Source organism: Hydrogenophaga sp. (assembly GCF_026125825.1).
In the GTDB taxonomy this organism is placed as follows: Bacteria; Pseudomonadota; Gammaproteobacteria; order Burkholderiales; family Burkholderiaceae_C; genus Hydrogenophaga.
In genome coordinates this window covers 1-2,646 of the sequence record NZ_JAHCKK010000198.1, presented here as the reverse complement: position 1 = coordinate 2,646, position 2,646 = coordinate 1, and the positions used below count along the sequence as shown (strand labels likewise).

Here is a 2,646-nt window from a genome sequence, read left to right as displayed (position 1 = left end):
CAGCCGAGGCCGAGGAGGGTATAGGGGGCGCCGATGGCTCCGCTGATGAAGAAGGTGCTGATCGCGAACCGCGGCGAGATCGCGGTGCGCGTCGCCAGGACGCTGCGCGAGATGGGGATCGGGTCGGTCGCGGTGTACAGCGAGCCTGACCATCAGAGCCTGCACGTGCGGGTGTGTGACGAGGCTTACCCGATCGGCCCGGCCGCCGCCGCGGAGAGCTACCTGGTGGGTGAGCGGCTGTTCGAGGTCGCGAAGCGCGCTGGCTGTGATGGCGTGCACCCGGGCTACGGCTTCTTGAGTGAGAACGCGGCGTTCGCCGAGGCGTGCGAGCAACGTGGCCTGCGCTTCATTGGTCCGCCGGCGAGCGCGATGCGCGCCATGGGGCTCAAGACCGCGGCGCGTGAGCGGATGGCGGCGGCGGGGGTGCCGATCGTGCCGGGGGGCAACGCGAACACCGCGGAGGAGGCGCTCGAGACGGCGGAGCGGATTGGTTACCCGGTGATGCTCAAGGCGACCGCCGGGGGCGGCGGCAAGGGCATGCGGTTGGTCCATCGGCCTGACGAGCTGACGGCGGCGCTCGAGCGCGCTCAGAGCGAGGCGCTGAAGGCCTTCGGTGACCCCACGGTGTACCTGGAGAAGGCGATCATCCGGCCGCGCCACGTGGAGATCCAGGTGCTCGCCGACGGTCAGGGCCACGCCATTTTCCTGGGCGAGCGCGACTGTTCGATGCAGCGCCGCCACCAGAAGGTGGTCGAGGAAGCCCCGGCGCCGGGCATCACCCCGGAGCTGCGGGCGCAGATCGGCAAGGTCTGCGTCGAGGCCTGCCTGCGGATCGGCTACCGCGGCGCCGGCACCTTCGAGTTCCTGTATCAGGACGGGCGCTTTTATTTCATCGAAATGAATACCCGCATCCAGGTCGAACATCCCGTCACCGAGCTGATCACCGGGGTGGACCTGATCCGCGAGCAATTGCTGATTGCCGGCGGCGAGCCGCTGTCGATCCGCCAGCAGGACATCGAATTGCGCGGCCACGCGATCGAGTGCCGGATCAATGCCGAAGACCCCGACAGCTTCATGCCCAGCCCCGGCCTGATCCAGCACTACCACGCCGCCGGTGGCCCCGGCGTGCGCATGGACACGCATATCTATGAAGGCTATCGGGTGCCGCCGAACTACGATTCGATGATCGGCAAGCTCATCGTCCACGGCGCGACCCGCGAACAGGCCATTGCGCGGATGCGGGTGGCGCTGTCGGAATTGGTGGTGGACGGGATCAAGACCAATATCCCGCTGCAGCAGCGCATCCTCGCCGACGGCGGCTTCGCCCAGGGCGGGCAGAACATCCACTATCTGGAAAAGAAACTGGCCGAACGCCGCGAGAAGGCGCTGTCGGTGCTGTAGCCGCGGCCGGACCGCTGGGCCGGCGCGTTCCAGGCCGCTTTTTGCCGCCGGTTTGTCCGGGTTGCTTCCTGAACCTTGGCGCAGGCGGTGCTGGCCGCATGGCGTGCGACGGGCGATACTTGGCGCCGGTCCCTTACCCGTCCCGCCGCATGCCGGTTCTGCGATTCGACAGCGTCAGCAAGGTCTATCCCGGCCCGCGCACGGCGCTCGAAGCGGTCAGCTTCGCCATGGACGCGGGCGAGATGGTGTTCGTCACCGGACATTCCGGCGCCGGCAAGAGCACCTTGCTGCGGCTGATCCATCTGGCCGAACGGCCCAGCCGCGGCACCGTCCTGTTCGATGACCGGAACCTGGCCAGCGTGCGCGGCGGTGCCATCGCCCGGCACCGGCGCGACGTCGGCGTGGTGTTCCAGAACCACCAGTTGCTCACCGACCGCAGCGTGGCCGACAACGTGGCGCTGCCGCTGGTGCTGCGCGGGATGAAGCGCACCGAAATCGGCAAGCGGGTGCGCTCGATCATGGAACGGGTGGGGCTGGGCGGGCGCGAGCGGGCGCTGCCCGAGCAGTTGTCCGCAGGCGAGCAGCAGCGGGTCGGAATCGCCCGCGCCATCGTGGCCGAACCGACCCTGCTGATTGCCGACGAGCCCACCGGCAACCTCGATCCCTCCCTGTCCACCGAAATCATGGCGCTGTTCGCGGCGCTGCCCGAGCGCGGCACCAGCGTGCTGGTGGCCAGCCATGACATTGCCCTGGTCAAGCGCATGAAAAAGCGCGTGCTGGTGCTGGCCAACGGCCAGCTCGAGGACGACATCGCGCCGGAGGACCTCGCCGATGCCTAGCCCGGCCGCACGCCGCGTCACCCGCGTCCACCACGGCCGCCTGAGCACCTGGCTGGCGCACCACGGCCGCAGCCTGATCGCCAGCCTCGGCCGCCTGCTGGGTCGGCCGTGGGCCACCCTGCTCACGGTCGGCGTGCTGGCGCTGGCGCTGGCGCTGCCGCTGGGCCTGTGGATCGTCGTCCACAATGCCCAGCGCCTGGAAACGCAGGTGCAGGCGTCGCGCGCGCTGACCGCTTTCCTCAAGCTCGATGTCGACGCCGCCCAGGCGCAGGCGCTGGCGGGGGTGCTGCGGCAGCGGGCCGATGTGGCGTCGGTGGCCGTCGTCACCCCCGAACAATCGCTGGCCCAGCTGCGGCAGCGGCCGGATCTGGCGCAGGCGATCGACGCCCTGGGAGTGGAACAGGCG

General features: G+C 69.5%; 3 protein-coding genes. All 3 read left to right on the top strand.

Going from position 1 to position 2,646, the window contains the following annotated elements; genetic code table 11:
* Positions 1–42: 42 nt before the first annotated feature.
* A complete protein-coding gene (gene accC / locus KIT86_RS24865; RefSeq protein ID WP_297403389.1) occupies positions 43–1,401 on the top strand; it encodes an acetyl-CoA carboxylase biotin carboxylase subunit in 1,359 nt (452 codons plus the stop codon).
* 149 nt (positions 1,402–1,550) lie between these two features.
* Positions 1,551–2,240, top strand: coding sequence for a cell division ATP-binding protein FtsE (ftsE, locus tag KIT86_RS24860; protein ID WP_297403387.1), 690 nt, complete (start codon positions 1,551–1,553; stop codon positions 2,238–2,240).
* The coding region (locus KIT86_RS24855; RefSeq protein WP_297403385.1) for a permease-like cell division protein FtsX at positions 2,233–2,646 on the top strand (414 nt) is incomplete at its 3' end. The genes ftsE and KIT86_RS24855, both read left to right, overlap by 8 nt.